The sequence below is a fragment of the Desulfuromonadaceae bacterium genome, from assembly GCA_019429445.1.
Classification (GTDB): Bacteria; Desulfobacterota; Desulfuromonadia; order Desulfuromonadales; family JAHYIW01; genus JAHYIW01.
Window position 1 is genome coordinate 57,031 of sequence record JAHYIW010000005.1, and the last position, 25,464, is coordinate 82,494.

The following is a 25,464-nucleotide window of genomic DNA, read 5'->3' on the forward strand; positions in this document are numbered from 1 at the left end:
ATGCGCTGTTTACTTGACTCCCTTGCCTTCAGATCCGCTATTTGATTTATCCATGGCCCCTTGCAATAAATCACCGAAATTCGACGTCGCGGTTTGTTGGGCACCAAGGAATGCATCAACTTCCGCTTTCTCCTTCTGGTGTGCCAGATGCTTGATCGACAGCGCGATCTTGCGATCAACCGTATCAACATTCAACACGACAGCTTCGAGGTTTTCGTCGACACTGGCGAAATTCTTCGGCGAATCAATTTTTTCTTTACTGATTTCAGAAACGTGAATCAGCCCTTCGATCCCTTCTTCGATCTCAAGGAAAATACCGAAGTCCGTTACCGATGTCACGACACCGTTAACGATAGTTCCCGGCAAGTATTTCTTCGGGATATCCTGCCACGGGTCACTGGTCAACTGTTTAACACCGAGTGAAAAACGCTCATTTTCACGATCGATGTTAAGTACCACAGCCTTGACTGTGTCCCCTTTTTTATAGAGCTCCGAAGGATGTTTAATGCGCTTGATCCACGACAGATCGGAAATATGAACCAGACCATCAATCCCTTCGTCAACCCCGACAAAGATACCGAAATCGGTAATATTCTTGACCTGACCTTCGATGATCGTTCCGATCGGGAACTTCTCGCCGATAACCTCCCAGGGGTTCGGATCAACCTGCTTCAGCCCCAGAGAAATGCGACGGTTGTCAACGTCAAGCGCCAAAACCACGCTTTCGACTTCATCACCAACGGCAAGCAACTTGTTCGGGTGTTTAACGCGCTTGGTCCAACTCATTTCCGAAACATGAATCAACCCTTCAACACCTTCTTCAAGTTCGATAAATGCGCCGTACTCGGTCAGACTGACAACCTTACCCGTAACCCGATTGCCGATAACATACTTGTCTGCCACAGCCAACCAGGGATCAGGAGCAATTTGTTTCAGGCCGAGCGAAACACGCTCTTTCTCACGGTCATACTTGAGAATCTGAACATTGATACTATCGCCCACATTAAGAATATCGGAAGGATGCGTCACCCGTCCCCAGGACATGTCAGTAATGTGCAGCAACCCATCGATACCGCCCAGGTCAATAAATGCACCGTAGTCAGTCAGGTTCTTGACAACCCCCTCGATAATCAAACCTTCTTCGAGTTTGCCCAGGGTATCTCTACGCATCCCTTCGCGTCGGTCTTCAAGCAAAACCCGGCGGGAGAGAACGATATTCCCGCGCCGCTTGTTCAACTTGATAATTTTGAACTGGTAGGTTTCACCAATCATTTTTTCAAGATTACGTACTGGCCGCAGATCAACCTGCGATCCGGGCAGGAAGGCATTCACGCCGATATCGACGGACAAGCCGCCCTTGATCCGCGCGACGATGCGGCCATCAACGACGGCATCCTCTTCGAGCATGTTCCAGATTTTTTGACGATCGGCTTTTTCTTTCGACAGGCAGATCAGCCCGCTATCAGCCTCGGTCCCTTCATACATAACATCGTAGGTATCACCGACCTTGACATCAATCTGAACGCCTTCATCGGTGAACTCGCGGAGCGGGATGACCCCTTCGGATTTAAACCCGACGTCAACCACCACTGCGTCTCCCGCGATTTGCACGACAGTACCGGTAACGACATCGCCGTAGTTGAGTTCCTTGAGACTGTTCTCGAACATGTCGGCGAAACTTTCTTCCATTTCACCAAGCTCTTCATTTTCCAGTTCGTCAATCTGTGCTTCGTTAGTTGTTGCGTTGTTTTCCACCATTTAAGAGACTACCCCCTGCGAATTTCCCGTCGTTCGACGACGAGTGACGTTTTGTCATGGGTCGGGACGATAACATAAAGAATTTTAAAAAACAAACGTTATTTAACAGCACTTTTAGTCGATTATGGGCACTGGTGCCGGTGCACGGGAGGGAAGTCCGCAGCATCTTTTCCGCAGCTATGCACAAAAGTGCGGCATATGCACCGCGCGCTGAAAGATCATCAAGGAGCAACGGCACCACAATGAGCACGCCAACGCTCAACTTCACCGACCATCACCTGCAACACCGCATCAATGTCAAGGGAGGAGCTGTCGATAACCATGGCATCGGCGGCCTGTACCAGCGGAGCATGCGTGCGGGCACTGTCTGCCGCATCACGCTCTTCAATCTCACGCACCGTCTGTGCCAGGTCAACCGCACCCCCCTTATCCCGCAACTCGTTATAACGTCGCCGACCACGTTCCGCCGCTGACGCACTGAGAAAAAACTTCACTTCGGCATCAGGAAAGACCGCCGTGCCGATATCACGCCCTTCCAGCACCACCCCTCCGGCGGCGGCAATTTTTCTTTGTTGAGCCGTCATCGCCGCCCGGACTTCCGGGCAGGCGGCCACCACTGCGGTCAGTTGGCTGATCTGTGGGGTGCGAATCGCCGTGGTGACATCCGCGCCATCAAGCAGCACCCGCTCCCCTCCCCCGTCGCGCTGAAAAGTAATCGTAATCTCGGCACACAAGCGCGCCAGCGCGGCAGCATCATCGGTTGCTACCCCCTGACGCGCGGCGGCCAGGGCTACCGTACGATACATCGCCCCGGTATCCAGGTTCAGGTAGCCGAACTCAGCCGCCAGCAGCTTGCTCAGCGTACTTTTCCCCGCACCGGACGGCCCGTCGATGGCGATAATCGGTTCACGCATCACTTAACGCTCCGACCGACACGTATCGAGCAGTGTCCAGAAATCAGGAAACGAGGTCGCCGTGCAGCCGATATCCTCAATCGTCACCGGACCCGTCGCAGCTAAAGCCGCCACCGCCATACTCATGGCAACCCGGTGATCGCCGTGTGAACGAACGGAACCTCCCGCGAGAGGATCGCCACCATGAATCCGCATCCCATCGTCCAGCGCCGTGACCCTTGCCCCCAGCCGGGTCAATTCTGCGGTCATTGACGCAATCCGGTCGGTCTCTTTAACCCTCAGCTCATGGGCATCGCGAATGAGCGTTGTGCCCTGCGCGAATGCCGCCGCAACGCTCACCACCGGCAACTCATCAATGGCACGTGGCACCAGTTCACCGCCGATCTCAATCCCGTGCAGATCACTGCTTTTGACCAACAGGTCAGCGACCGGCTCACCGGCGGTTTCGCGGGCATTGAGGACACAGATGGTGCCCCCCATCTGTTGCAGAATATCGACGATTCCACTGCGCGTGGGATTCATACCAACGTTACGCACCAGCAATTCCGAACCGGGAACGATCAGCGCGGCGACCAGAAAGAACGCCGCCGAGGAAATATCGCCCGGCACCAGGATGTCGCGCGCTTCAAGCTGAGGATGACCGACAATCGTGACCCCGCCGGAAAACGGTTTGATCTCGGCACCGAAATAACTCAACATGCGTTCACTATGATCCCGTGACAGATGGGGTTCATAGACCGTCATCTCACCGTCGCAGAAAAGCCCCGCCAGCATCAGGGATGATTTCACTTGAGCACTGGCGATGGGGGAATGATAGGTCAGTGAATGCAGTCCACCGCCAACAATCGCTAGCGGAGCTTTGTCACCACCATCGCGACCGAAGATCCGCGCCCCCATCTCGGTCAGCGGACCGACCACCCGTTTCATCGGTCGACGCCGCAGATATTTATCACCGGTCAATACTGAAAAAAAAGGTTGTGCCGCAAGCAGACCGGTCATCAGCCGCATCGTCGTGCCGGAGTTGCCGCAATCAATGACATCGAGCGGCTCATCCAGCCCCTTCAGCCCCCGTCCGTGAATGATGATTTCACCATTATCACATTCCTCGATTTCTACCCCCATCAGACGAAATGCGTTGAGGGTCGAAAGATTATCTTCACCACGTAAAAAACCCTGCACCCTGGTTTTCCCTGCGGCCAGAGCTCCGATCATGATCGAGCGATGCGAAATCGACTTGTCGCCGGGAACCGTGATCTCCCCGCGCAATCCGCCAGCCGCTGATATTTCTCGTGATTTTGTCATTGAATCCCGCCTCGAAAAAAGCTCAAAATTATTATCGTATCGCGTCACGGCTCTTCTTTGAACGGGCAAAGAACGCGAACAAACTGTTCCCGTCAGCGTCGGCAATGTCCGTTTTCAGCTCCTGCAGAGAAGCTTCGAACCGTTCGATCATCTCCAGCAGTGCCGACTGGTTGGTCAGGGCGATGTCGCGCCACATTGCCGGATCGGACGACGCAATGCGGGTAAAGTCACGGAACCCGCCGGCAGAGTATTCAAGAATATTTTCTTCATAGCGATCATAACTGCCCACCGCATTAACCAGCGCATAGGCAACCATGTGCGGCAGATGACTGATCGCGGCCAGAATCCGGTCATGTTTTTCGACTTCCATCACCACCACGTCACTGCCGACCACCTCCCACATACGCCGAATTGTCTCCAGCGCGGCAGCAGCGGTGCGTGGGGTGGGGGTGAGAATACACCGGCGCTCGCGATAGAGGGTCGAAAAGGCCGCCGCCGCGCCAGAATGCTCAGTCCCGGCGATCGGATGCCCAGGCACAAAATGGATCCCCGCCGGCAGCTTCGGTTCGATACCGGCGATGATCGACGCCTTGACACTGCCACCATCGGTGATGATCGCTCCCGGTTTGCAATGTGGTGCCAGCGCCAACGCCACATCAGGCAACGATTGTACCGGTGTCGCCAGAAAGATCACATCTGCATCCTTGACCCCGGCGGCCCCGTCACGGGTTATTTCATCGACCACCCCGAGTTCCAGCGCCAGAGCAAGATTTTCCTGCCCGCGTCCGATACCAACGACCGAGCCGACCGCACCGGCCTCTTTCAGCGCTAACGCCAGCGACCCTCCGATCAGCCCGACCCCGACAACGGCCAGCCGGGTAATAAAAAAATCATTCATAATGCGGATACTCATTGTCACAGCAAGGGTGCGCTGCCATCAGCGGGCACTCTGGTAGGAACCGAGGATTTTAAGAAATTGGCAGTAGCCACGCAGGTCTTCGATTGCCGCCGCAACATTGGCTTCCTGAATATGCCCTTCCATATCGAGATAAAAAACATATTCCCAGGCCTTTGATTTCATCGGGCGACTCTCGATCTTGCTCAGGTTGATATTGCGTTTGCTGAATGGTTCGAGCATGCGGAACAGAATACCCGGTTCATCCTTGATACTGAACATGATTGAGGTCTTGTCTTTCCCCGAAGGATCGGGGGTATTCTTGCCGATCACCAAAAATCGGGTGAAGTTGTGGGGATTATCCTCGATTTTCTTTTTAACCACCTGCAGACCATACAGACTCGCCGCCATTTCGCTGGCAATCGCCGCCGCCGCCGGGTCATCGACAACCATCTGCGCGGCCCGTGCGGTACTGCCGACATCGACCAGGGTGGCGTCGGGGAGGTTCTCATCCAACCAGCTGCGGCATTGACCCAGCGCCTGCGGATGAGAAATGACCTTGCGAATATCACTCAGTTCCCCCGAAGCGGAGAGCAGGTCGTGGGAAATTTCGAGCAACACTTCGGCAATCACCTTGAGATCAGAAGCAACAAACATATCAAGCGTGTGCGAAACCGCCCCTTCATTCGAATTCTCGACCGGCACCACCCCGTATGTGGCGCGATCGCGTTCAACTTCTTCAAAAACGGAGGGGATGCTCTTGAGTGCCACCAGCTGTGCGGACATGCCGAACTGACGCATTGCCGCAACGTGGGTGAACGTTGCCTGCGGGCCGAGAAACGCAACCTTAAGCGGCTGTTCGAGCGACAGGGATGCGGAGATGATTTCCCGAAAAACCCGGGGGATCGCCGCCGTCGGAAACGGCCCTTTATTGGTGGCCGTCAAACGGTCGAATATCGCCGTTTCACGACTCGGCACAAAATATTCACACTGTTCACCGCTTTTGGTTTTGCCGACCTCGATCGCGACCTGCGCGCGTTGATTCAACAAGTCAAGAATCTCGTCGTCAAGCTTGTCAATATGTTGGCGCAGATCAGCAAGGTTATTCGCCATCGGTGGCTCCTTTTACTCTATGGGAGTGAAGAGAGGGCAAAATGTAGCCTATCGACGTATAAAAATCAATTCGCTTGTGAGTGCTGACATCATTCCGATGATCAAAACCGTCGCGCCATCAAATAAAACGCCTGCGTAACCGGTGGTACCCAGTTCGCAGGCGAATATTTTTGGGTCGTATTGCTCGCACACCTACATGGTTGAATAGTCGTCAGATTCAACTATGTCGCCGGAAGCATCAAGGAAAGAAGCACTCTGTGAGTCTTTGATAACAACAACCTTGTCGTGAGCTACCGAGCAGACCGTACCGCAAACCTTGCATTCAAAAAGTTCTTCATGAAACTGAAACGCATTCAGGTCCGTCTCATAACTCACCATAAAGCGGCAGGTGGGACAGACAAAATCGGTATTGACAATCTGCTTTTTTTTCACCCGGCCCTTGATGATTTTCAAAGCGTCATTCTGGAAAGTCCAGATCCCCCCGCAGTTGCCACATTCGCGCGCATCTTGAGAAAACCCTTCCGCATGAAGATCAATTTCCACATGTTTTCGGCTTTTGCACAACGGACATTTCATCACTAAACTCCTTATAAATGACAGCCAAAAGGGGATTGCCACTGGACACTTTCCACATCGTTCGTTTTACATTCTACACTAGAATGCGGGGTTTGGCCATACTTATGCCTCAACATACACGCCCCAACATACACGCCCCAACATACACCCGGAATTTAACGAACAAACAAACACTCGCATCATCTTACATCCACCCCGCACAAAGCACTTCCGCCTGTTTCAGCACCAGCGCCACCGCATCCTCCTGCTTATCCGGCGGATACTTCCACTTGCGCAGGCAGCGCCGCACCAGATTGCGCAGCTTGGCGCGGACGCTTTCGCGCACCTGCCAGTCGACCGAGGTGCTGCTACGCAGCTTCTCGGTGATCTCTACGGCGATCTTTTTCAAGGTATCATCACCCAACTCACGCACAGCACTTTCGTTATTGGCCAGAGCATCGTAAAAAGCGATTTCATCAGGCTCTAGCCCTAACTCTTCATCGCGTTTGATGGCGGCTTTAAAATCCCGTGCCATTTGAATCAGTTCTTCGATGACCTGGGCGGTTTCAATGGCGCGAGCATGATAGCGGTTCAATGTTGCCAACAGCCGTTCGCTGTATTTTTGCTCTTGAACTATATTCGTGCGCGTGCGGGCTTTGATGGCGTCGCGCAAAAGTTTTTCCAGTAATTCAAGGGCCAGGTTTCGTTGGGGCATATTGCGGACGTCTTCGAGAAATTCATCGGAGAGCAGGCCGATATTTGGTTTATCCAGACCGGCCATGGCGAAGATGTCAGCAACACCTTGTGCTTCGACGGCATTATCGAGAATTTGTTTGAGCGCTGAATTTTTTTGTTCTTCGGTCAGTTTTTTGTCGATGGTGGTGTGTTTGACAATAGCTGCTTTGATGGCAGTGAAAAAGGCGATCTCTTTACGGAGTGCAGCCGCTTGATCGAGAGTTCCACACAGTGCAAATGATTTGTTGATCGCCGCCATAACATCGAGAAAGCGCTTCTTGCCATCTTTAAGACCGAGGATATGGTTTGCTGCCAAAACCAGAATATGATGGGCGCGGGTCAGATAATCACTGTAGTCGAAGCCGTGAAACAGTCCTCGTACGACATCCATTTTTTCCAGCAGAATCGATAAGGCTTCTTCGACGTTGAGGGTCGGTGCTCCCTTTCCTTGAGAAGAAGCATAAATCTTCAGCGCTTTCTTCAGTTCATTACCGATACCGATATAGTCAACCACCAAACCACCCGGCTTATCCTTGAAAACGCGATTAACCCGAGCGATAGCCTGCATGAGATTGTGACTGCGCATGGGCTTGTCGACGTACATGGTGTGACAACTTGGGGCATCAAAACCGGTCAGCCACATATCACGCACAATCACCAGCTTGAGATCGTCCCTGGCGTCTTTGAATCGCTTCTCCAGCCTTTTCTTGGTTGTCTTGTTGTAGATGTGCGGTTGGAGCAAAGACCGGTCAGCTGCAGAACCGGTCATCACAATCTTGATGACTCCTTTTTCGGGGTCGGTGTCATGCCATTCCGGACGTAATTCGGTGATTGCGTTGTACATTTGGGCGCATATTTCGCGACTCATACAGACAATCATCGCCTTGCCGTCAAGGGTCGAGAGGCGCATCCCGAAATGCTGAACCAGATCTTCAGCGACTTCCTTGAGCCGTGGCTCGGAACCAACGAGCTTTTCAAGAGCCGCCCATTTGCTTTTGGTCTGTTCGCGGGTACGTGAATCCTCTTCATCCTCGATGATCTCTTCAACTTCACCATTCAATGCTTCAATGGCGTCGCGGTTGATATCGAGTTTCGCCAGCCGTGATTCATAGTAGATCGGTACTGTCGCTCCATCTTCGACGGCATCCTGAATATCATAAATGCTGACGTAATCGCCGAACACCGCGCGGGTGTCTTTATCTTCCGTTGAAATTGGGGTGCCGGTGAAACCGATGAAAGAGGCATTGGGGATAGCGTCACGCATGTGCTTGGCGTAGCCGTAGATGTATTGGCCGGTTTTGGTATCGAGCCGGGCTTTGAATCCATACTGACTGCGATGCGCTTCATCGCTGATAACAACGACATTGGAGCGCTGGCTCAGCACCGGATGGGCGTCTTCGTCCCCGATCAGGGAGAACTTCTGCACCGTGGTGAAGATGATCCCCCCCGACTGCCGCGCCGCCAGCAGCTCACGCAGCTCGTCGCGACTGTCGGCCTGCACCGGGGTCTGGCGCAGCAACTCCCGCGCATTACTGAAGGTGGCAAAGAGCTGGCCGTCGAGATCGTTGCGGTCGGTCACGACGACGATGGTCGGGTTATTCATCTCCGGCTGTTGCAGCAACTTTCCGGCGTAGCAGCACATGGTGATGCTCTTCCCCGAGCCCTGCGTATGCCACACCACCCCGGCCTTGCGTGAACCAGGCTGCACCTCTTTGCCCCAAGTGGCGCGTTGGTCGGATATTTCATATTCCCGAGCGGGAGCCGAAGCGATCAGCGTCACCCGCACCGCCTCGCGCACGGCGTGAAACTGGTGATAGCCGGCAATCTTCTTGATGGTGGTGCCGTCGTCCTGCTCAAAAAGGATGAAGTAACGCAGGTAATCAAGCAGCAGTTCGCGGTCAAAGAATCCTCTGACCACCTTCTCCAGCTCGTATTCGAACAGCGGCTTGTCGTCTTCATTTCTGATCGTACGCCACGGCAGGTAACGTTCTTTGTTCGCTGTCAGTGAACCGATGCGAGCATTTAAGCCGTCTGATATCACCAGGGCTTCATTGCAAACGAATAGATCGGGTATTTCATTTTTGTAGGTTTGTATCTGATTGTAGGCGCTCCAGACATCGGCATTGGCATCGGCGGGGTTCTTCAGCTCGATCACCGCGATCGGCAGGCCGTTGATAAAGACGACGATATCAGGGCGACGCAGCTGCTTGCTCCCCTTAACGGTGAACTGGTTGACGACCAGAAACTGGTTCATCTCGACGTTGTGGAAGTCGATCAGTTGCACATGATCGCTGATGACTTCGTCATTGCGATCACCCTCACCCGGCCTTTGGCCACCCTCTCCCAGAGGGCGAGGGTTTGAATCTGCCGGCGCTTTTGCCCCTTCATCCCTTGGAAGTGGGCTGGTTAGAGGGTTTCCGTTACGATACTCAACGGGAATACCTTCGAGGAGCAGTTTGTGAAAGGCACGGTTGTTGTGGATCAGCACCGGCGATTCAGGTTTGGTGACGACCAGGGCGGCTTCTTCAAGGGTAGCCAGCGGGATGTGCGGGTTGATCTTTTGCAGGGCGCTCAGCAGGCGACTGGTCAGGACCACCTGCTGGTAGTCGCTGCGCTCCGGCGAGTCGCCATCACAGGCGAGGTCGGGACCGTAAGCGGTGGCGTAGCCGCCGGTGCGAAACCAGTCGAGGCAGAGTTGTTCGAGTTGGTCTTCGGTGATACTCATCAAAACCCCCGTTTTTGCTTACGCGTACGGTACAAGCGCTCGGTAAAGCCGCCCTTGCTTTCAAAGTCTTCAGCCAGCCGCGCCACCTGGCGATCGAGCAGGGCACAGGCCACGGCGAGCAGAGTCAGGGCGGCGTTGGCGGCGAGCTCGGGGTAGACCCTGGTTGTGAGAGTGGACTTGGTGGACGCCGTGGACGACGCGGACATTGTACCACCCTGTCCACCCTGTCCACTTGCTAACCCCCGCTTCCCAACTTCCCCCACCCAACGCGCCACCTCGTCGGCGCTTTGCAAGCGCCGGTCAATCAGCTCCTGCCGCAGCGGATGCTTGCGCTCCCACCGCGCCAGCCCACGCTGGCGCAAAAAATCTTCGTAATCGAGCTTCAACTCCTCCAGACTCGCCCGCGCGACCTGGGTCAGTTTCAACTCGGTCTTCTTCGAGGTCGCCGAGGCCTGCGAGCCCTCGGCGATGTTCTGCACCCCCGAGCGCGCCGCCTGTACCATCTGGTCGCGGGTGCGGCTGAAGCGGTCGATGTAGGCTTCAACAAAGCGCACCGTCACATCAAAGACCAGCTGCGCCACCTGAAAGCTCTTCAGCTTGCGGTAGCCGCCGTGCGGCGGGATCAATGGTTCGTCGCTCTTCATAGCAGGTTTCTCCCTCGCTATTTACTACCAAAAAATTGCATTGAAAAGAAACTGAGAATGCCTATACTTACGGTCAATACGCCCGACGCCTCTTCGTGGATTTTATCTGCGTACGCGTCGGTTTTCTTTTTCAGGACCATAGTTTCAACCTTTTGCTTGCGTCACACGGGGGAAATGTGCCCCTTTCAGCAGAGGAGATTGAAGCGGGTCGCAGTTCGCCGCTCAGCAACTTGGGGAGCAGGGTGTCGCGGAGGGTGGAGAGAGTTCTACGCTCATGAACATTACTGCAAATCATCTTCATAAGCGGGGCCAGGATATTTTCAAACTCTTCCAGCATCAACTTTGTTGGTCTGACGCATGAAACCGTTCCAAAGGTCTGACGAGTGATTGTGTCGAAAACAGCACCGTGCGTATTTTGCTGAAGAGTGCCCACTGTGTCTTTAAGATTGAAGTAATTGAAATATGGACCTATTCCTTCTGCACCGCCTATCCCATAACATGACTGATTCATAGCCATTTCAACACCAATCAGAGCAAGCCGACCGACCGTTCCCCTAGCCGATATTATCGTAGCACCAACCGGCAAAATCCGTGTGGAGCTTTTTTCCAAACCAACCTTCGTGATCTTCTCCTCGGTATCAACGATAAATACGTCACCATCTGCAGGGGCATCCTGCACAGAGAACCACGGAATATCCCCGCCCCAAAACTCAGTATTCGATCGTTTTGGTGTGCCGCCACCAGTCAAATGAACCATCTCGGCTAGAGACTTCACCTCCCACCCCACCGGCACTAACCCCATCTCCGACTCCATCAGCTTATCGGGAAACAGGGCGGCGGTGGCGGCGAGTTGTTGGTATTGCGCGGGGGGAAGCTGATCGAGTTCGGGCTCAAGTTTGCCGCTGATGGCGCACATGGCGGCGTGTTCCGGGTCGCGGTTTGCGGCTTTGGCTTCGATCTTGGCTTTGACTGGCTCGAAATCGACAAACCAGCTTTTGAAGATGGTCTGGGCGATCTGTTCGAGGGTTTGGTTGATTTGACGGTTGAGTTCGATTTTATCGTCCAACGTTTTTATAACGTGAACAATTCGCTTTTGTTCTTCAATTTCCGGTACAGGTATCAGCAAGCTTTCTATTCTGTCTGTTGGCAGCACGCCTGTGCCATGCCCAGCCTCGCCGACCATCCCTAAAATCTCATTTGTCCGAGATTTTATTGCGTACGCGAGGTATAGAGGCAGTATTTCTTCGCGAGCGACCAATGCTTTCAAATCTTGATTGAAGGTAACGGGACGGCTAGTTATTCCTACTCGGAACTCTTTTTTCAGACTCATCCCACGAACGATAAACAGAATCGTTTCGACAGGCATCAATCGGGTTCCGTTCAATGCACCCAGCTCTGAAACCTTGTCCTCCGAATCTTGAATAAAAAACTCAGTAAGGCTCTTTGCGCTAATCCACGGTATCGACCCATTCCAAAAGTCTGGATTTGATTTCCTTGGAGTACCCCCAGAATACCAAGTGGCGCATTCCTTTAACGTTTTTAGCGGCCACTCAGCACTCATACCCAAGCCCCGCCAAATTCCGCTTGATCTCCCCTTCCAACTCGCTACCGCGCGCAAACTGCTCCTGCAACTGCGCCGTCAACCGTGCCATCTTCTCGGCAAACGGCTCGCCATCCTCCACCTCGTCCGCCGCGCCGACATAGCGCCCCGGTGTCAGCACGAAGTCGTACTCTTGGATCTCCGCCAGCGTGGCCGAATAGCAGAAGCCGGGGATGTCTTGATAAGCACCCCCCTGCTCCACAGACAACCAACCCCCCTGCTCGCTGGGCTCGCTTCCCCCCTGTTGCACAGGGGGGACTAGGTCAACTTCCCCCCTGCGAAGTAGGGGGGACTGAGGGGGGTCAATGCCTTTCTGCCAGGCATGAAAGGTATCAGCCACCTTGGCAATGTCTTCCGGCTTGAAATCACGCAGCACGCGATCCTTCATGTAGCCAAGGTTGCGAGCATCGACGAAAAGCACCTTGCCGCTGCGGTCTGCCTTATCCCCCCGCGTCTTTTTATCGCGGGTCAAAAACCAGATGCAGGCGGGAATCTGGGTGTTGGTGAAGAGCTGCCCCGGCAGGGCGACCATGCACTCGACCAGATCATTCTCTACCAAGGCCCGGCGGATATCCCCCTCGGTGTTGGTGTTGGAACTCATCGAACCGTTGGCGAGCAGCAGGCCCAGGGAGCCGTTTGGGGCGAGGTGGTAGAGCATGTGCTGTAGCCAGGCGAAGTTGGCGTTGCCGGATGGTGGCTTGCCGTACTGCCAGCGCGGGTCGTCGTCCTTCACGCCGATGTCCCACTCCTTCATGTTAAAGGGGGGATTGGCCATGATGGTGTCGGCGCGCAGGTCAGGGTGTTGGTCGTTGGTGAAGGTGTTGGCTGGTTCCTTGCCGAAATTGAAATCGAGGCCGCGAATGACCATGTTCATCGCCGCCAGCTGCCAGGTGGTGTGGTTGTACTCCTGGCCGTAGATGGAGACGTTGCCGAGCTTGCCGCCGTGCTCTTTGATGAACTGCTCGCTCTGCACGAAGAAGCCGCCCGAACCCATGGCCGGGTCGTAGACCCTTCCCTGATACGGCTGAAGCATCTCGACGATGAGGGTGACGATCGATTTGGGGGTATAGAATTGGCCGCCTTTCTTCCCTTCGGCGAGGGCGAACTGGCCGAGGAAGTATTCGTAGACATGGCCGAGGATATCCTTGGCCTGCAGCGATTCATGGATAAAAGGGATGGTGGCGATCAGGTCGATCAGCTCGCCGAGTTTGGCCTGGTCGATCTGCAAGCGGCCATACTGTTTATTCAGAACCCCTTTGAGCTTGGGGTTGTCTTTCTCGATCGCCTCCAGCGCATCGTCGATCAACCGCCCGACGCTGCGCATGGTGTAGACGGTCTCCTTGCCGTTCTTAATCGTAATTTCAGTGCCGGGTGGCAGTTTGGAGTGGTTCTGCAGCGTCTCCCAGCGCGCCAGCTGCGGCACCCAGAAGACGTTCTTCTCGGTGTAGTAGTCGCGGATCTCCAGCTCGGCGGCGATCTCAAGCTGGTAGTCGGCATCGCTGGCGTAGTCAGCCAGGTCGAGGTAGTAGTCGTTGTCGGCATCCTTGAACTGCGCGATCAACTCCTGACGGCGGATGTCGAAGGCGTCGGAGACGTATTTGACGAACAACAGGCCGAGGACGGCGTGCTTGTACTGCGCCGCATCGAGGGTGGAACGCAGCTTGTCGGCGGCGGTCCAGAGTTTCTTTTCAAGCTCCTGTAAAAACTTTTGGGCACTCATCAAACACTCCCGTCAATACATTCAATGTCAGGCAATTCACCTGAACACACAAAAGGCATCCCGATCTTTGAGTCGAAATGCCTTTATCAATTGTGATGCACTCGCAAAAATTCGAAGGATGGCTAAGCAAAAATTTCGTCCTACAAGGCTTGGTGGTTTTTCAGGGGCGAAGGCCTACATCAGGTAGGTCGAGGGTCTGAAAAACCAGCGTAACGCAGTAGGGCGGACTTTTTGCGACGCCATCAATTGTCAGTTATAAAAATTTCCACCCCACCATCCCATAATCAGCAAAACAACGCTTTTTTTACCACGCACCTTGCGAAACATCAACAAATTTCAAGGCTGCGTCCTTTGCTCCGGTCTGTCAACTACGTGCGCGTGATCATCCAGCAATGATGAATTCGTGGATTGCGTTTGAAATCCTGGGGGATTGTTCTGGACGTAATATCATCGATACGCAGGTTGGCAAGTGCTGCGTGATCGATCTTGAATTGACGAAAGTTGTTCGAGAAGATCAGGATACCATCGGGGCTGAGGAGACGGGCGGTCTGTTGAATGAGATTGACGTGATCACGCTGCACATCGAACGTTTCGGTCATCCGTTTCGAATTGGAAAAGGTCGGTGGGTCAAGAAAAATCAGGTCAAACTCGCGGCGCTGCTGCCGCAACCAGATGAGGCAATCAGCCTGCAACATCGCGTGCTGGTCACCGACCTTGAAACCGTTCAACTCGAGGTTGCGTTGTGCCCACTCCAGATAGGTGCGCGACATATCGACCGTCGTCGTTGTCAGCGCCCCACCCTTTGCCGCATGCACCGTCGCCGCACCGGTATAGGCGAAAAGGTTGAGGAATCGACACCCCGCAGCCATCTCACCGATCATTTTCCGAAGCGGGCGGTGATCAAGAAACAGCCCGGTATCGAGGTAGTCGGTCAGGTTGACCAGAAACGTGCAATCGCCCTCAAAGACTTCCTGATAACTCTGTGACTCATTGAACTTTTCGTACTGCGTCTCGCCGCGTTGCCGGTGCCGGGTTTTATAACTGATTTTTTTCGCCGACACCCCCAGCGTCTCCGGCAACAATGCCTGAATTTCAGCCAGACGTGCGGCGGCCCTGGCGCTGGGAATCGATTTTGGCGGAGCGTATTCCTGGACGTGCACCCAGTCGCCATAACGGTCGATCGCAACGGCATACTCGGGCAGATCACGATCATAGATACGATAGGCGTTGGTGTGCTCGCGCTTAAGCCAGGGGACCAGGGATTTGAGGTTCTTGCGCAGCCGGTTGCGCAGCATTTCGGCACTTTCACCGTCAGCGCGTCCGGCATCAGCAGCCACCGTAAAGCGGTCGGACTCAATACGAAACTGAAGCAATTTGCACGGCAGGGTTCCGTTGAAAAAGCTGTGAACCTTTTCCGCCCGCAGGCCGATGCGGTGACCAAGTTCGGGGTTCAACACCAGTACCGCCGCGCGCCACCCCGTAAACTCGCGGCGCAGGCAGGCCCCGAGGTCGGCATAGAGGGCATCGAGCCCCGCCGCCTCGCCACCGAGGCGCTTGCCGTAGGGGGGGTTGATCGCCAGCAACCCGCTTGCGGGGAGGGAAAAATCAGCCGAATGCAGCTCGCGAATGGAGCGTTGCTCAAAGTTGACCGCGCCCTCCAGCCCGGCACGGGCCGCATTCGTCTGCGCCCGACGCACCACCGCAGCATCGGCATCGAAACCACGGATCAGCGGCAATGTTTGCAAACCGCGGCAGCGGCGTTGCCGTGCTTCTTCGCGCAAGCGCGCCCACAGTTCGGCAGCGTGGCCGCGCCAGTTTAAAAATCCGAAATAGTCCCGCCCAAGGCCTGGCGCAATGTCGGCCGCCATCAGTGCGGCCTCCAGCACCAGCGTCGCCGCGCCACACATCGGATCGACAAAAGAACCTCCGGCGGCAGCGATTTCCGGCCATCCGGAACGCGCCAGAACCGCAGCGGCGAGATTTTCTTTGAGCGGTGCCGCACCACGCCCGAGACGATAACCACGCCGGTGCAGACTCTCTCCTGACAGGTCGAGCGACAGCACCGCCTGATCGTGGCGCAGACGGATATTCAACTGGATATCGGGACGTTGAGTATCGACCGTCGGGCGACTGTCGCAGCGTTCGCGAAAGTAATCAACCACAGCATCTTTCACCCGCAGCGCGGCAAATCCGCCATGGGTGATCTGTGATGAAAAGACCACGCCATCGACCGCCATGGTCTGCGCAGGAGAAAGGTGCTGATCCCAATCGATCGCCATGACTCCGGCATAGAGGGCATCGGGATCGGGCGCGGCAAACTCATTGAGAATCAGCAAGATACGATTGGCGAAACGTGACCAGAGACAGGCCCGGTAAGCGACCTCCAGCGAGCCGCTGAAAGCGACTCCGGCGGTGGTCGCCTGGACCTCCTGCGCGCCAAACGTTTCAAGTTCATCAGCAAGGAGTTGTTCGATGAGTTTCGGCGTTGAAGCAAAAAAACGCAGTGTGTTCATAGCGGCCTTCGTGTAAAGCAAAAAACCCCAGGACAGTGGTCCTGGGGTTAATAGTTGGAGCGGGAAACGGGATTCGAACCCGCGACTTCGACCTTGGCAAGGTCGCACTCTACCACTGAGTTATTCCCGCGTACTGGGGGTGCTCCATCGTGCGAGCGGAGACGTTTATAACAAATGGGCCTGGGCAAGTCAAACAAAAAGTTTCCCCATCAAGAAAAACCATTAACGGTCAATTATCTTAAAGAATTTAATCAGATAGTCGATTCCGGACCATAATGTCATAATAAACGAAAGATAGAAGAAAAAGCTTCCGACATTGTGCATTGAGACATGAAAAATCTCCCACCGCAACCCGAACAACCAGTAGTAATCATAGTGCAGCATCAGCCCGATTACCGCGACCATCTGGAAGATGGTCTTGTATTTGCCCAGGTCACTCGCATCGATCACCACCCCTTCGGAGGAGGCGATGGAACGCAGGCCGGAAACGATGATGTCCCGCGCCAGAATCAGAAAAACGGCCCAGGCCGGAACACGTCCCAGCGGAATCATCATGATAAAAGCGGCCATGACGATCAGTTTGTCGGCCAACGGATCAAGAAATTTGCCGAGCACCGACACCACTTGCCATTTGCGCGCCAGCCAGCCATCGAGCCAGTCGGTTATGGCAGCAAGGGAAAAGACCGCCGCTGCCCACAGACCGCTCTGACGGCCGTCAAAGAAGAGCAGGATGACCACCACCGGGACAGCAGCAATCCGTGCCAGGGTCAGCAGGTTCGGCAAATTAAAGCGCCCGGTACGCAGATTCATAAAACCATGTCCTTGCCAGACTTGTAATCACGCATAAAGCGCTTGACTTTTTTGATGTAATTGCGGGTTTCCGGATACGGTGGAACACCACCATAGTGGGTGACAGCGGTCGGGCCGGCATTGTACGCCGCCAGGGCCAGATCGAGATTGCCCTGGAAACGGTCGAGTAATTGACGCAGATAAGAGCTTCCGCCGCGAATCGCTTCGCGCGGGTCGAAGGGATCGGTCACCCCGAGATGGCGCGCGGTTTTCGGTTCGATCTGCATGATGCCGCACGCCCCCTTGGAAGACACCGCCTGGGGATCGTAATTGCTTTCCGCCTTGATGACAGCATGCACCAGCGCCGCTTCGAGCCGATAGACAGAAGCATAATGACGCACCCAACGGCTCACCGCCTGCAATGAATCGACGGCATCCGGGCGATACATACGAAAACGATTGGTCGTTGGACAGTCGGTGAAGTGAACCACGCCATTGGCATCGACATACTTGTAGATATCCGCACCTGCCGATGAGACGGCGAAGACAACAACAAAACACAGAATCATCGGTGCAACACGCAAGTACATCCCTGAAGTCCTTCCTCTAAACTGACAATATATCGAAACTTTTCCAATATATCAATCAGTTAAACCGTAAGGCTGCCACGAGTGCTTGACAACGCGGATATACGGACCGATAATCGGAACTCTTGAATGACAGCGACATCAACCCGAGCAGGATTCAATCATGAAAATCACAGCAGACTGTCTGGTTATCGGCAGCGGTATTGCCGGTCTTTCCTATGCACTAAAGGTTGCAGATACCGCGACCGTGGCGATTATTACCAAGCGAACAATGGATATCACCGCAACCGCCATGGCGCAAGGGGGGCTTGCGGCCGTTACGGCCGAAGACGATTCCTTTGCTGAGCATGAACACGACACAATGGTGGCCGGGTGCTTCCTTTCTCACGACGATATTGTCAAAATGATCGTCGCCGCCGGGCCGCAGGCAATTCAGGATCTGGTCAAGTGGGGGGTGCGTTTTTCCAGTTCCGACGGCATCCATTTCGATCTCACCCGCGAAGGCGGACACAGCCATCGCCGCATCCTTTACGTCAAGGATGTCACCGGGCAAGAGATTGAACGCGCGCTGGTCGAGGCCGTGCGCGCTCACCCGAATATTACTGTGTACGAAAATCATATTGCCGTCGACCTGATTACCGAAGCCAAGATCTTGCAGCGGCGCATGAAACCGAATCGCTGCCTCGGAGCCTATGTGCTCAACACCGCTACCGGTGAAGTGGTGACGTTTGGTGCCCACACAACAACTCTGGCCACCGGCGGTGCCGGCAAGGTTTACCTCTACACCTGCAACCCCGATGTTGCCACCGGGGACGGGGTCGCCATGGCGTACCGGGCCGGGGCAACGATCGCCAATATGGAATTCATGCAATTTCATCCGACGACCCTCTACCACCCGCATGCCAAATCATTTCTGATTTCAGAAGCGGTACGCGGTGAAGGTGCCGTCTTGCGGCGCGCTGACGGAACTGCATTTATGGCGGAATATCATCAGCTCAAAGATCTTGCCCCCCGTGACATAGTCGCCCGCGCGATTGACAGCGAAATGAAAAAGCATGGCGATGACTGCGTCTATCTCGATATCACCCATGCCGGGGCCGCTTATATCAAAGACCGTTTCCCGAATATTTATGAAACCTGCAATTCGTTCGGCATCGATATGGCGACGGAACCGATTCCGGTCGTTCCGGCCGCCCACTACCTCTGCGGCGGAGTCGTCGTTGATGAACATGGCGAAACTGACATTTTCAATCTCTTCGCAATTGGCGAGACATCCTGTACCGGGCTGCACGGGGCCAACCGTCTGGCCAGTAACAGCCTGCTTGAAGGTGCCGTCTACGGTAATCGCGCCGCACAACGCACATTGTCACGGCTCAGCGAGAAATACCCCCCCTACCCCTCGATCCATCCCTGGGACAGTGGCGGTGCGGTCGACAGTGATGAAGAGGTGGTAGTGGCTCACAACTGGGACGAAATTCGTCGTTCGATGTGGAATTATGTCGGCATTGTGCGTTCCACCAAACGGCTGGTCCGCGCACTCCGCCGCATCCAGATGGTCAAGGAAGAGATCAACGATTATTACTGGGATTTCAAGGTGACTTCGGACCTGATTGAACTGCGCAACATCACCACGGTGGCCGAGCTCATTGTCCGTTGCGCCCTGACCCGCAAGGAAAGTCGTGGTTTGCATTATACGATCGACTATCCCGAAACCGATGACATCCGTTGTAAAAAGGATACCCTGATTCGGAAAACCTTCTAGGAGCAGGCTGTGTTGATTGACGATGTTCGCAAACGCATAGATGAACTTGATCGGGAATTGCTGCGCATTTTCAATGAACGTGCGGCGCTGGCGCTGGCTATCGGCGAGATCAAAAAAGAAAAGGGGCTGCCGGTCTATGACCCGGCACGCGAGAAACGCATCTTTGAAGCGATGAGTGCGGCAAACGGTGGCCCGTTGGAAAATGATGCCATTGTTCGTCTCTTTGAACGCGTTATCGACGAATCCCGCCGCCTGGAACGACTGCGTACGAAAGGTTTATAGCAATGCTGATTATTATGAAAAAAAACGTGGCTGAAAATGAACTGCGCAGTGTCAAGGAATATCTGGTCAATCGCGATTTCGATTTTCATCAATCGACAGGGACAAATCGGGTTATTATCGGTGTCATCGGTGACGCAACACAAATTACCGCTGAAGAGCTGAAATCGCTGGCGGGTGTTCTGGAAGTCTTCCGCATCCCCAGCGAGGACTGACAGCAACACCCGATTTCAGCCCAGCACCGGCAACCAGCGCAGCAGATAGTTGGTGACCGCTTTGAAAAAATCGAAGAAGAGCAAAATCCCCACGACCATCAGCAGCCCGCCGGTAAAAATCTCCACCAGCCGGATGTGTTGACGAAAACGGTCAAAGAACGTGATAAACAGATGGAACAGAACACCGGAAACAATAAACGGAACACCAAGCCCGGCTGAATAAACCGCCAGCAAACCGATCCCGCTACCGACCCCTTGAGAGGATCCGGCAACCACCGCCAGAATACTGCCCAGAATCGGCCCGATGCACGGTGTCCACCCCGCCGCAAAAGCGAGACCAACAACGAATGTCCCCAAAAATCCACCGGGCTTGTTACGTAAATGCAGGCGCTTGTCACCAAGCAGTACCCCAAAGTGGAAAAGTCCACTCAAATGCACCCCGAAGAGAAAGATCAGCAGACCTCCGCCGCGCTGTATCCAGGTCAGCCCGTCGTGCAGATACGCCTGAAATCTGGCTGAAGCGAACCCGGCAAGCCCCCCCAGAGTCATAAAGATGACAGAAAATCCCATGACAAAGACGCATGAATGCAGAAAGATAACCAGCCGAATCCGTTGACTCTGCTGCTCAGCATTGACCTCGGCAAAGGAGAGACCGGTGATATAGGTGATATAAGACGGAATCAGCGGCAGGACACACGGCGAAAAAAACGACAACACCCCCGCAGTAAAAGCAATCCAGACAGTAATATCGGCACCGGTCTCCATGTCCTTCAGCCTTTACTCAAAAAACGCAGGAACTCAACGATTTTCGCATCACTCCAGTCGATTGCCCCAATCACCTTGTCGGCAATAATCCCGTCGCGCCGAATGATAAAGGTTTCGGGATAACGATAGACACCGTAGCTGCGCTGGACGCGGCCATCTTCATCAAGGAGGATGGGAAACGAATGGGGGCGGTCACGCAGAAACGCGGCGACCTTGTTACGCCCGTCACGTTCGACGTTGACCGCGAGCATCACAAAATCTTCAGCAACCAGCAGCGTGCTCAACTCCTCCATCGACGGCATTTCGGCGCGACAGGGGGGACACCAGGTCGCCCAAAAGTTAAGGACTACGGCCTTGCCACGATAATCACGCAGAGCAACCTTCTCGCCGCTCATACTAAGGAGTGAAAAATCCGGGGCTTCTGCGCCGATCACTGCAAATTCAGCGGAAAGACACGGAGTTATCGTGGCGAGCAATAATATCACAACGGCAGTAAAAACAAATCGCTTCATCAATCGACCTTTCAAAAAAATAAAGTCAGATGTTATCGGGCAGCGGTGATCCTTTGGCCACCCTGAAAATTGCGCTGAAGGTCATGATTGACCGACCATCCTCATCTGTCAACACTGCTTCACCGCTAAAAGTGCGTCCTTCGGGGGCGCTGATCCGCGCATGTGCAGTGACCCGTCCAGCGAGAAGCGGGGCCAGAAAACGACTGTTCAATTCGGTGGTCGCAAAGCGGGTTCCTTCCGGCAACAACGATTTTATGGCCATCGCCACGGCAGTATCCGCCAGTGTCGTCAACGCTCCACCATGCATCACCCCGCCCCCCTGCGATAATTTGACCGTAAAAGGGAGATGCAAAACGGCCTGCCCCGCTTCGGCCCGTTCGATGACAAGGCCAATCAGCCGTTCGAAAGGGGCAAGATCGATCCAGCCATCCAACGTAAATTGCTCCTCATCCGGCACCCGCGGAAGATTTTCATCGACCAGATATCTCACGCTGTTCTCCTGTTTTGGCGACGGCGCATTTACTCTTCTCCGTTCCTTTTCAATGCATACTTCTCGATGCGATAAATCAACGTATGTCGTGGAATACGCAAAAAATCGGCCGCGCGGGTCTGGTTCCAGTGATTGCGGCGTAACGCTTCGAGCACCGCCATTTTTTCAAGCTCTTCAAGGGAGAACCCGTCATCGGGAAGGTTGAGCACCGCACTGGCTGTTTTATGTCGCGACTGCGTTCTGGAACCGGACAGGTCAGCGCGTTCAAGGCGGTCACTACGCCGCATGATCAACAACCGTTCGATGGTGTTTTCCAGTTCCCGAACGTTCCCCGGCCAGCTCGCCGCGCACAGCTCGGCAAGCGCATCGTCACTGATCGACACCGCAACGCCTTTGGCGTGTTTATCAAAAAAATGGCGCACCAGCAACGGAATATCGTCACGACGCTCACGCAACGGAGGCAGATGCAACGGAATAACCGCCAGGCGATAATAAAGATCTTCGCGAAAATCACCTTCAGCACACGCCGCAGCCAGATCTCGATTGGTCGCGGCGATCAGCCGCACATCAACCTTCCTTGCCATCCCGCCGACCGGAGTGATTTCGCGCTCCTGGATGGCGCGCAACAGTTTGGGCTGAAGAACCAACGGCAATTCTCCGACCTCGTCAAGAAACAACGTGCCCCCGTTTGCCAACTCGAATTTACCAGGGCGATCACGAATCGCTCCGGTAAAAGCGCCCTTGACATGCCCGAAAAGTTCGCTTTCGAGCAGCTCTGCCGGAATTGCCGCGCAGTTGACAGGGATAAAAGCTTCCGCTGCACGTTCACTGCCGTGATGCAGCGCAGCGGCAATCAACTCCTTGCCCGTCCCCGATTCGCCGGAAATCAGCACCGTCGCTTCACTTGAAGCGACCCGCCGTACCACATCAAAAACTTCACGCATCGCCGTGGACGTGCCGACAATACGCGAAAAATCGATTCTGGTCGCCAGTTTTTCCTTCAGTTTGCGATTTTCATCACGCATCGCACGAAAAGCGCTGGCATTGGCAATAACCAGGCGCAACTCATCCTGACTGAACGGTTTGGTGAGAAAATCATAGGCACCGAGTTTCATCGCTTCGACCGCTTTATCGACCGTACCATAAGCCGTAATCACCACAACAAGGGTTTCCGGACGAGTATGCTTGATCTCCTTGAGGACATCATAGCCGCTCTTCCCCGGCATCTGCAGATCGGTGATGACCACTGACGGATAGACGCTGTGAAAAAGGTCCAGGCCCTGTTCACCGCTGGCTGCGGTCAATATGCGATAACCGGCTTCAGTAAGGGTGTATTCCATAACCCGCCGCAGCGAATCATCATCATCGACAATCAACACCGGTCCCGGTTGCACCTTGCTTTCGCTCATAATGTCCGTTCTTTGTCGCTGGTGTTGAGCGGCAGAACAAGAGTGAACGTCGTCCCTTGCCCCACTTTGCTTGCGACATCAATGCGCCCGCCATGCCCCTGAACAATCCGATGGGTGATCGCCAGGCCAAGGCCGGTTCCTTCACTGCGGGAGGTAAAAAACGGGTTGAAAATCTTGTCAAGATGAGCGACGGGGATCCCCTGACCCGTGTCACGAAAGCGAATCGTTACCACCTCCCTGACGTCAATCTCAATATCGAGTGATCCCCCCTGCGGCATGGCCTGAAGTGCATTCAGAACCAGATTTAAAAAAACCTGTTTGAGCTGCTCGGCGTCCCCCGGCAAGGGACACGGACTTTGCGGCGTGAAGTTCAGCGTGACATGATTGGCCCGCGCCTGCTGACCGGTCAGCACCAGCACCTCGCGCAGCACATTGACCAGATCAAAATGACCACGCTCACTTGATTGCGGGCGGGCAAAGTTGAGAAAATCACCGACAACCTGATTCAGTCGATCGACCTCACGAATCAGGATGTTCGCAAATTCGTAATGACGATCATCCGGCTTGACCCCGTCGCGCAAGATTTCAGCGGTCCCGCGGATCGACCCCAGGGGGTTGCGGATTTCATGCGCCATTCCCGCCGACAATTCACCCAGCGCCGACAAACGATCAGCACGACGCAATTGCTCTTCAATATCGAGAATCTGGTCCGCCTGTTCGCGCAGCTTGTCATAGCTGTGTTCCAGCCGCTGTGCGGCCCGTTGATATTTGATTTTCTGCTCGCGTTCACGCGCGGCCAGAAAACCGGTCAACCCCCCGATGATATTGTAGAGCATGATTTCAAGAAACTTCTCGGGGCTGGATGCCGGATGGTGCCCCCATTGGAAGACGATATGGGGAGCGTAGAGCAAGGAAGCCGCCAGAGAAACGCCCAGACCACCGCGCAAACCGAACCACAGCCCGCCGAGTACGATCGGGATATAGTAAAGCCGTCGATAAACGTCGTGAAACTGCGGTAACTGGGTGGTTGTGAAATAGTGCAGCGACGAGATCAGGATGACGAGCATGACCAACGTCGCAAGGCGCAGATTATTCCCTTTATTCATCCGCTCATACTAATACCGGATGATTCGACATTCAAGTTTTATCACTCACTTGTGACCGGTTATTTGGCATGGACAGGGTGAGGCTTCCATTGTATTGTGAAGACCTTCAGGAGGAAGTGAATGACCAATTTCATTGCCATCCTCAACATCGTGCTCCCCGTTTTTCTGGTCATCGGTCTCGGTGCGCTGCTCAAATATCTGCGTCTGATCAACGAGGAATTTCTCCAGCAAACCAACCGGCTGGTCTTTTATGTGGCCCTCCCGCTGCTCCTCTTTTACAAGATCGGAACGGCTGATTTCCGTGCAAATTTCGATGCGCGACTGGTTCTGGGCTCGTCCCTGGCGATTGTTCTGGCTTTCTTTCTTGCCTATGGCTATGCCACCCTGCGTGGCTACGCCCCGGCAATGCGCGGTGCTTTCAGTCAAGGGGCGTTTCGCGGGAATCTTGCTTATGTCGGACTGGCGATTGCGTTTAACGCCTACGGAGAACCGGGCCTGACCCGCGCCGGTATTCTGATGGGCTTTCTGGTGCCGGTCCTCAACCTCTGCGCGATCAGTGCTCTCCTGCTGCCACAGCGCGGCAATGAAGCAGGCACTCCGGCGATATTCTGGGTCAGGCAACTGGCACTCAACCCGCTGATCATCGCTTCTTTTCTCGGCATTGCCTGGAGTTTTTTCAACTGGTCGCTGCCGGTCGCGGTTGAAGGTGGATTGCGGATCGTCGGCGGCATGACGCTGCCGCTGGCACTGCTCGCCATCGGCGGATCATTTTCTGCCGCGCGGCTGCGCGGTGATCTGGTTGCAGCATCAATCGCGACACTGTTCAAGTTGATCGGTGTCCCGCTCCTTGCCGCTTTTCTGTTGACGCTGCTCGGGGTTGAGGGGCTCAACCTGGCGGTCGGGATCGTCCTTGCCGGGACACCGTCAGCCACCGCCAACTACATTCTGGCCCACCAACTTAAAGGCGACGCACAACTCTCTGGTTCGATTATCATGCTCTCTACCCTGGCTTCGGCGTTCAGCTATACGTTGATCCTGTTGCTCCTCGGGGCGTGAATCGCCGCCGGAACACGTGA

22 protein-coding genes, 1 tRNA gene and 1 pseudogene are annotated in these 25,464 nt (G+C 54.6%); 4 read left to right on the top strand and 20 right to left on the bottom strand.

The features are described 5' to 3' along the window. Positions 1-9 precede the first annotated feature (9 nt). From K0A93_02805 to K0A93_02875, 15 genes and pseudogenes are all read right to left on the bottom strand, one after another. Positions 10-1,758, bottom strand: coding sequence for a 30S ribosomal protein S1 (locus K0A93_02805; protein ID MBW6511036.1), 1,749 nt, complete (start codon positions 1,756-1,758; stop codon positions 10-12). A 221-nt stretch (positions 1,759-1,979) separates the two neighbouring features. Next, positions 1,980-2,672, bottom strand: coding sequence for a (d)CMP kinase (gene cmk, locus K0A93_02810; protein ID MBW6511037.1), 693 nt, complete (start codon positions 2,670-2,672; stop codon positions 1,980-1,982). Between the two features lie 3 nt (positions 2,673-2,675). Next, a complete protein-coding gene (aroA, locus tag K0A93_02815) occupies positions 2,676-3,974 on the bottom strand; it encodes a 3-phosphoshikimate 1-carboxyvinyltransferase (GenBank protein MBW6511038.1) in 1,299 nt (432 codons plus the stop codon). A 31-nt stretch (positions 3,975-4,005) separates the two neighbouring features. Further along, complete coding sequence (locus K0A93_02820; GenBank protein MBW6511039.1) at positions 4,006-4,872, bottom strand: prephenate dehydrogenase/arogenate dehydrogenase family protein; 867 nt, start codon at positions 4,870-4,872, stop codon at positions 4,006-4,008. Between the two features lie 39 nt (positions 4,873-4,911). After that, positions 4,912-5,982: a prephenate dehydratase gene (pheA, locus tag K0A93_02825; protein MBW6511040.1), complete on the bottom strand. Its 1,071-nt coding sequence runs from the start codon at positions 5,980-5,982 to the stop codon at positions 4,912-4,914. A gap of 192 nt (positions 5,983-6,174) precedes the next feature. After that, complete coding sequence (locus K0A93_02830; GenBank protein ID MBW6511041.1) at positions 6,175-6,558, bottom strand: hypothetical protein; 384 nt, start codon at positions 6,556-6,558, stop codon at positions 6,175-6,177. A gap of 184 nt (positions 6,559-6,742) precedes the next feature. Next, positions 6,743-9,568 carry a type I restriction endonuclease subunit R gene (locus K0A93_02835; protein MBW6511042.1) on the bottom strand — a complete coding sequence of 942 codons (2,826 nt, stop codon included), beginning with the start codon at positions 9,566-9,568 and terminating at the stop codon, positions 6,743-6,745. Between the two features lie 117 nt (positions 9,569-9,685). Then, positions 9,686-9,997: pseudogene (locus K0A93_02840) on the bottom strand (DEAD/DEAH box helicase). Further along, complete coding sequence (locus tag K0A93_02845) at positions 9,997-10,641, bottom strand: four helix bundle suffix domain-containing protein (protein MBW6511043.1); 645 nt, start codon at positions 10,639-10,641, stop codon at positions 9,997-9,999. Before K0A93_02845 ends, K0A93_02840 begins: the two are co-directional and overlap by 1 nt. Before the next feature lie 130 nt (positions 10,642-10,771). Further along, positions 10,772-12,202 carry a restriction endonuclease subunit S gene (locus K0A93_02850; GenBank protein ID MBW6511044.1) on the bottom strand — a complete coding sequence of 477 codons (1,431 nt, stop codon included), beginning with the start codon at positions 12,200-12,202 and terminating at the stop codon, positions 10,772-10,774. Further along, complete coding sequence (locus K0A93_02855) at positions 12,192-13,961, bottom strand: type I restriction-modification system subunit M (protein ID MBW6511045.1); 1,770 nt, start codon at positions 13,959-13,961, stop codon at positions 12,192-12,194. The genes K0A93_02850 and K0A93_02855 overlap by 11 nt, the downstream gene beginning before the upstream one ends. Positions 13,962-14,329: 368 nt before the next feature. Then, the gene (rlmKL, locus tag K0A93_02860) at positions 14,330-16,474 is read right to left on the bottom strand and encodes a bifunctional 23S rRNA (guanine(2069)-N(7))-methyltransferase RlmK/23S rRNA (guanine(2445)-N(2))-methyltransferase RlmL (GenBank protein ID MBW6511046.1); all 2,145 of its coding nucleotides are present in this window, start codon (positions 16,472-16,474) and stop codon (positions 14,330-14,332) included. Positions 16,475-16,529: 55 nt separating this feature from the next. Continuing rightward, positions 16,530-16,604, bottom strand: a tRNA-Gly gene (locus K0A93_02865). A 92-nt stretch (positions 16,605-16,696) separates the two neighbouring features. Further along, positions 16,697-17,284 (bottom strand): CDP-diacylglycerol--glycerol-3-phosphate 3-phosphatidyltransferase, encoded by a 588-nt coding sequence (gene pgsA, locus K0A93_02870; protein MBW6511047.1) that lies wholly within the window; start codon positions 17,282-17,284, stop codon positions 16,697-16,699. Beyond that, positions 17,281-17,853: a lytic transglycosylase domain-containing protein gene (locus tag K0A93_02875; GenBank protein MBW6511048.1), complete on the bottom strand. Its 573-nt coding sequence runs from the start codon at positions 17,851-17,853 to the stop codon at positions 17,281-17,283. The genes pgsA and K0A93_02875 overlap by 4 nt, the downstream gene beginning before the upstream one ends. Before the next feature lie 160 nt (positions 17,854-18,013). Here K0A93_02875 and nadB point away from each other — a divergent pair, with 160 nt between their 5' ends. From nadB to K0A93_02890, 3 genes are read left to right on the top strand one after another with little or no spacing between them, the layout of a single operon-like run. Then, a complete protein-coding gene (gene nadB, locus K0A93_02880; protein MBW6511049.1) occupies positions 18,014-19,612 on the top strand; it encodes an L-aspartate oxidase in 1,599 nt (532 codons plus the stop codon). Positions 19,613-19,621: 9 nt separating this feature from the next. After that, a complete protein-coding gene (locus tag K0A93_02885) occupies positions 19,622-19,894 on the top strand; it encodes a chorismate mutase (protein MBW6511050.1) in 273 nt (90 codons plus the stop codon). Positions 19,895-19,896: 2 nt separating this feature from the next. Next, positions 19,897-20,106, top strand: a complete 210-nt coding sequence (locus K0A93_02890; GenBank protein MBW6511051.1) for a hypothetical protein — start codon at positions 19,897-19,899, stop codon at positions 20,104-20,106. Positions 20,107-20,121: 15 nt separating this feature from the next. Here K0A93_02890 and K0A93_02895 read toward each other — a convergent pair whose 3' ends face one another. The 5 genes from K0A93_02895 to K0A93_02915 are packed head-to-tail and all read right to left on the bottom strand — an operon-like array spanning position 20,122 to position 24,388. Then, entirely contained in the window at positions 20,122-20,871 is a 750-nt protein-coding gene (locus K0A93_02895) for a cytochrome c biogenesis protein CcdA (protein ID MBW6511052.1), read from the bottom strand. Between the two features lie 5 nt (positions 20,872-20,876). Further along, positions 20,877-21,383 carry a TlpA family protein disulfide reductase gene (locus K0A93_02900; GenBank protein MBW6511053.1) on the bottom strand — a complete coding sequence of 169 codons (507 nt, stop codon included), beginning with the start codon at positions 21,381-21,383 and terminating at the stop codon, positions 20,877-20,879. 25 nt (positions 21,384-21,408) lie between these two features. After that, entirely contained in the window at positions 21,409-21,864 is a 456-nt protein-coding gene (locus K0A93_02905) for a PaaI family thioesterase (GenBank protein MBW6511054.1), read from the bottom strand. A gap of 38 nt (positions 21,865-21,902) precedes the next feature. Continuing rightward, positions 21,903-23,282: a sigma-54 dependent transcriptional regulator gene (locus tag K0A93_02910; GenBank protein MBW6511055.1), complete on the bottom strand. Its 1,380-nt coding sequence runs from the start codon at positions 23,280-23,282 to the stop codon at positions 21,903-21,905. Continuing rightward, positions 23,279-24,388 carry a sensor histidine kinase gene (locus K0A93_02915; GenBank protein MBW6511056.1) on the bottom strand — a complete coding sequence of 370 codons (1,110 nt, stop codon included), beginning with the start codon at positions 24,386-24,388 and terminating at the stop codon, positions 23,279-23,281. The genes K0A93_02910 and K0A93_02915 overlap by 4 nt, the downstream gene beginning before the upstream one ends. 120 nt (positions 24,389-24,508) lie before the next feature. Between K0A93_02915 and K0A93_02920 the strand changes: the two genes are divergently transcribed. After that, positions 24,509-25,444, top strand: a complete 936-nt coding sequence (locus tag K0A93_02920; protein MBW6511057.1) for an AEC family transporter — start codon at positions 24,509-24,511, stop codon at positions 25,442-25,444. The last annotated feature ends 20 nt before the right edge of the window (positions 25,445-25,464 follow it).

Excerpts from the sequence above, each read along its gene's own strand:
- K0A93_02805 (MBW6511036.1), bottom strand. The coding sequence starts at position 1,758 with ATGGTGGAAAACAACGCAACAACTAACGAAGCACAGATTGACGAACTG.
- cmk (MBW6511037.1), bottom strand. The coding sequence starts at position 2,672 with ATGCGTGAACCGATTATCGCCATCGACGGGCCGTCCGGTGCGGGGAAA.
- aroA (MBW6511038.1), bottom strand. The coding sequence starts at position 3,974 with ATGACAAAATCACGAGAAATATCAGCGGCTGGCGGATTGCGCGGGGAG.
- K0A93_02820 (MBW6511039.1), bottom strand. The coding sequence starts at position 4,872 with ATGAATGATTTTTTTATTACCCGGCTGGCCGTTGTCGGGGTCGGGCTG.
- pheA (MBW6511040.1), bottom strand. The coding sequence starts at position 5,982 with ATGGCGAATAACCTTGCTGATCTGCGCCAACATATTGACAAGCTTGAC.
- K0A93_02830 (MBW6511041.1), bottom strand. The coding sequence starts at position 6,558 with ATGAAATGTCCGTTGTGCAAAAGCCGAAAACATGTGGAAATTGATCTT.
- K0A93_02845 (MBW6511043.1), bottom strand. The coding sequence starts at position 10,641 with ATGAAGAGCGACGAACCATTGATCCCGCCGCACGGCGGCTACCGCAAG.
- K0A93_02850 (MBW6511044.1), bottom strand. The coding sequence starts at position 12,202 with ATGAGTGCTGAGTGGCCGCTAAAAACGTTAAAGGAATGCGCCACTTGG.
- K0A93_02855 (MBW6511045.1), bottom strand. The coding sequence starts at position 13,961 with ATGAGTGCCCAAAAGTTTTTACAGGAGCTTGAAAAGAAACTCTGGACC.
- rlmKL (MBW6511046.1), bottom strand. The coding sequence starts at position 16,474 with ATGAACACACTGCGTTTTTTTGCTTCAACGCCGAAACTCATCGAACAA.
- pgsA (MBW6511047.1), bottom strand. The coding sequence starts at position 17,284 with ATGAATCTGCGTACCGGGCGCTTTAATTTGCCGAACCTGCTGACCCTG.
- K0A93_02875 (MBW6511048.1), bottom strand. The coding sequence starts at position 17,853 with ATGTACTTGCGTGTTGCACCGATGATTCTGTGTTTTGTTGTTGTCTTC.
- nadB (MBW6511049.1), top strand. The coding sequence starts at position 18,014 with ATGAAAATCACAGCAGACTGTCTGGTTATCGGCAGCGGTATTGCCGGT.
- K0A93_02890 (MBW6511051.1), top strand. The coding sequence starts at position 19,897 with ATGCTGATTATTATGAAAAAAAACGTGGCTGAAAATGAACTGCGCAGT.
- K0A93_02895 (MBW6511052.1), bottom strand. The coding sequence starts at position 20,871 with ATGGAGACCGGTGCCGATATTACTGTCTGGATTGCTTTTACTGCGGGG.
- K0A93_02900 (MBW6511053.1), bottom strand. The coding sequence starts at position 21,383 with ATGAAGCGATTTGTTTTTACTGCCGTTGTGATATTATTGCTCGCCACG.
- K0A93_02910 (MBW6511055.1), bottom strand. The coding sequence starts at position 23,282 with ATGAGCGAAAGCAAGGTGCAACCGGGACCGGTGTTGATTGTCGATGAT.
- K0A93_02915 (MBW6511056.1), bottom strand. The coding sequence starts at position 24,388 with ATGAATAAAGGGAATAATCTGCGCCTTGCGACGTTGGTCATGCTCGTC.
- K0A93_02920 (MBW6511057.1), top strand. The coding sequence starts at position 24,509 with ATGACCAATTTCATTGCCATCCTCAACATCGTGCTCCCCGTTTTTCTG.